The organism is Bartonella sp. CM86QHHN (genome assembly GCF_042194695.1).
In the GTDB taxonomy this organism is placed as follows: Bacteria; Pseudomonadota; Alphaproteobacteria; order Rhizobiales; family Rhizobiaceae; genus Bartonella.
This window is the reverse complement of the sequence record NZ_JBHIND010000079.1, coordinates 1-3,287: the sequence shown is the minus strand read 5'-3', so window position 1 is coordinate 3,287 and position 3,287 is coordinate 1. Positions and strand designations below refer to the sequence as shown.

Genomic DNA, 3,287 nt, shown 5'->3' with positions numbered 1-3,287 from the left:
CTTGTTCAAGAGCCCCCTTTCCGCCCCTATATTCCAGCAGAATGGCGCATCAAGAGCGTTAAGCACAAACTTGATAAAACGGGTGGTTACACCACAAAAATAGAGTGCGAACTTTTTGATAAAGCGCAAGAAGATGCGGCTGGAAACGTTGCAAACACCACACCAGACAAGGACGATACCCTTGATCCAAACGCTCCACCAAACGCATGCGACGAAGGTGAAGGCGTTATCCATATGGATGAAGAAGATAGATAAGTCAAATTAGCAAAAATATCAAAAAATTATCAGAAGCAACTTGACAATGTGGCAACAATATGAATAATCGAATCAGGTGCCTCAAAAACACCTTAAAACATCTAGCGGATTGGTTGCCGAAATAATCAATCTTCTGAACATTAAAGATTTTGACTCATTATATGCCGTGGCATATAAAGGTCTTGTCGGGTGTGGTTATGCTATACAATACCCTTTTGGGAAAGGCATAACGACGGACTAGATGCCGTGTTTTTGAGCACCCGGCACTCTCTATTGAGTGTCAATCAAAAACTTTAACATCTAGGAGTTCATCATGAACACTCTTATAAAAATATCAGAACAAATAATTGGACAGGAAACAGTTCAAACTGTTAACGCTCGCGAATTACACGCATTTTTAGAAGTAAAAACCAGTTTTAAAGATTGGATTATCAGACGTATTCAAGATTGTAAATTTAAAGAAGAGCATGACTTTTGCTCTTTTTTGAGCGAAAGTTCAGGTGGACGTCCTTCTAAAGATTATGCTCTCACCTTAGACATGGCTAAACATCTTTCGATGATAGAGCGTAATGATAAAGGGCATGAAGCACGTCAATACTTTATCAAATGTGAACGGCTTTTGAAACAAGTAGCAACACCGCAGATAGCCGCTCCACAAGTTGATTATTCCAAACCCGAAGCATTACTTGGTGTTTTGAACCATTTACAAAGTCAAATTGAGCAGAAAGATCATGTTATCGCTGAATTAGCACCAAAAGCAAAAGCACTTGATGGTTTAAAGCGTTCTGATGGTTTGTTCGGTTTGATAGAAGCAGCAAAGATGCTTGAAGTACGACCAAAGGACTTAACCGATTACTTGCGTAAACATGACTGGGTGTATCGACGGGCTCCAGGGACGCCTCTGTTACCTTATCAAGATAAGATCAAGAAAGGATTCATGGACTGTCCTGCTATCACCATTCAAAGACCGGATGGTACAGAAAAGGTGCTCCCTTCAACAAAAATCACCTCCAGAGGATTGGCATGTTTGAGAGAACAAATCTTTGGAGGTGTGCAATGAATAGCAGTGTCGATTTTTTGTGCGATTTGTGGATAGCTTTATATCAGTTTTCTAATGATGAAAATATTAATGAAAAAGAGTGTACAGCTCTGATTAACATCATGAGTTTGGTAGAAAAAGCTTTGATTTTCAAACTTCAAGATGAGGTGCCAAATATACTTAAAATCTTAACAGTTCTAACAGATTTTGGCGATTCAGAGTTTCCTACAGTTATGTTACCTTTATTGCGAGCTTACGAATCAGATTTAGAGAGCCCCATTAAAAAGGTTGCTTAATTAAAAAAACAGAACTCCCTTCCCCATCTTTAAAGGTGGGGAGGGGTTAATACACTAAAGTTATACGTGTGGAACTGGTCGTTCAAGAGGCTGTACAGCCAAACGAAACCCCATGGTACGCAGTAAAGCATTCAAGCTGCGGAACTCTGGATTACCTTTCTCTGAAAGTGTACGGTAAAGTTGTGTTGGGTTCAAGTTGGCTGCTTTAGCTACAGCTTGAACACCACCATAAGCTTTGGCCATTTGGCGTAGAGTTACAAGCAGCTCACCCTGATCACCATCTGCTAGGATTGCATCAAGGGTCGCTGCTGCCAACTCAGGATCATCACGGAATATTTCTGCCATTGCATCATCATGGTTACGGTCTTTCATTTTTGCACTCCTTTAATCTTCACGGTTTTGCCAATCACGCCAGCAAGCACATGCACGAGTGATATCAGTCTCTTGTGTTTTTTTGCTGCCACCGCATAATAGCAACAATACGGTCTTTCCAGATTGGACATAATAAACTCGGTAGCCAGGACCAACATTAATACGCAATTCATGAACACCCTCACGAAGCGGCTTGAAATCGCCAAAGTTTCCCTGCTCTAAACGATTAAGGCGGCGAATAATTGCAGTTTTAGCCTGCATATCACGGAGCTTTCGCAGCCAATCAGCTATCAAGTCTTTGCCATCAGAAGTAAGGTAGTGACGTATTTCAAACATGATGTTATATTCGTTTATAAACGAATATTTGTCAAGAGAAAAATTAAAAGTTGAGAAAAAATCTTCTTTTGTTCCAATGAAAAAGCGACATGAAGCTTAACCAAGCTATCTTTCCGAATGAGAAAGATGTCAATTTTTTAATCCAGCTCTGCTTTTTGCGGAGCTTTTTTTATGGAGAATCATATGCGAAAAATATCATCAGAAGGACTAGCACTTATTAAACAATGGGAAGGTTTGCGTTTGAACGCCTATAAAGATGCCATTGGGGTGTGGACAATAGGTTATGGACATACAAACAGTGCTGGAAAGCCTTTTATTTACGAAGGCATGACAATCACTGAAAAGCAAGCAGAAGAACTTCTTTGCCAAGATTTAAGACAATTTGAAAATGTCGTTGAACGCGCTGTTACAGTTTCATTAACAGATGAACAATTCGCGGCGTTAGTGTCGTTTTGCTATAATGTAGGAACAGGAGCCTTTTGTAACTCGACACTGTTAAAAAAGCTCAATCAAGGTGAATATGAAGCTGTCCCTGCCGAGCTACAGAAATGGACCAAAGCAGGCGGGAAGCGTCTTGAAGGTCTCGCACACCGGCGTGCGGCAGAAATAGGCTTATGGGCAAAAGGGGCTTATGTTTCCTCCAATTATCAAACAGTAGAAACGCAAGCACCAACAGGGCTTTTCAAAGCCGAAGCCCTTGCACCGATTATTGGTTCTTTTTCTGGGCTTGGAGGCTTATTAGCAGGAAATGGACCAATCCAATGGGCTTTGGCCACCATTATGATTTTAGCCGCATGTGCTGGTATTTTCTTTGTTGCTAAACGCTTTCAGGAGCATCGTCTATGATCTTATGGATGAAAAGAAATCTGATGATAACAGGCGCGGCTTTAGTCGCTTTTTTTATTGCATTAGCAAGAGCTTTTACTCTTGGGAAAAAAGCAGAGCAACAAAAGCAAACAGAAAAAGCTTTAAAAGCAGCCAAAACACGT

5 protein-coding genes and 1 pseudogene are annotated in these 3,287 nt (G+C 40.7%); 4 read left to right on the top strand and 2 right to left on the bottom strand.

What is annotated here, in order from left to right:
• The 3 genes and pseudogenes from ACFIKX_RS08975 to ACFIKX_RS08965 form a co-directional block, all read left to right on the top strand.
• A pseudogene (locus ACFIKX_RS08975) lies at positions 1–255 on the top strand (late control protein); the annotation flags it as partial.
• Between the two features lie 313 nt (positions 256–568).
• Entirely contained in the window at positions 569–1,315 is a 747-nt protein-coding gene (locus ACFIKX_RS08970) for an antA/AntB antirepressor family protein (protein WP_375633574.1), read from the top strand.
• Complete coding sequence (locus ACFIKX_RS08965) at positions 1,312–1,590, top strand: hypothetical protein (protein ID WP_375628341.1); 279 nt, start codon at positions 1,312–1,314, stop codon at positions 1,588–1,590. The genes ACFIKX_RS08970 and ACFIKX_RS08965 overlap by 4 nt, the downstream gene beginning before the upstream one ends.
• 60 nt (positions 1,591–1,650) lie before the next feature.
• Here ACFIKX_RS08965 and ACFIKX_RS08960 read toward each other — a convergent pair whose 3' ends face one another.
• Together ACFIKX_RS08960 and ACFIKX_RS08955 are read right to left on the bottom strand one after the other, a co-directional pair.
• Positions 1,651–1,962 carry a DNA-binding protein gene (locus tag ACFIKX_RS08960; protein ID WP_208439803.1) on the bottom strand — a complete coding sequence of 104 codons (312 nt, stop codon included), beginning with the start codon at positions 1,960–1,962 and terminating at the stop codon, positions 1,651–1,653.
• Between the two features lie 12 nt (positions 1,963–1,974).
• Positions 1,975–2,298, bottom strand: a complete 324-nt coding sequence (locus tag ACFIKX_RS08955; RefSeq protein ID WP_015857128.1) for a type II toxin-antitoxin system RelE/ParE family toxin — start codon at positions 2,296–2,298, stop codon at positions 1,975–1,977.
• A gap of 183 nt (positions 2,299–2,481) precedes the next feature.
• On the opposite strand from ACFIKX_RS08955, the gene ACFIKX_RS08950 reads away from it, so the two are divergent.
• On the top strand, positions 2,482–3,144 hold the full coding sequence (locus ACFIKX_RS08950) for a lysozyme (RefSeq protein WP_375628342.1): 663 nt from the start codon (positions 2,482–2,484) through the stop codon (positions 3,142–3,144).
• Positions 3,145–3,287: the final 143 nt, after the last annotated feature.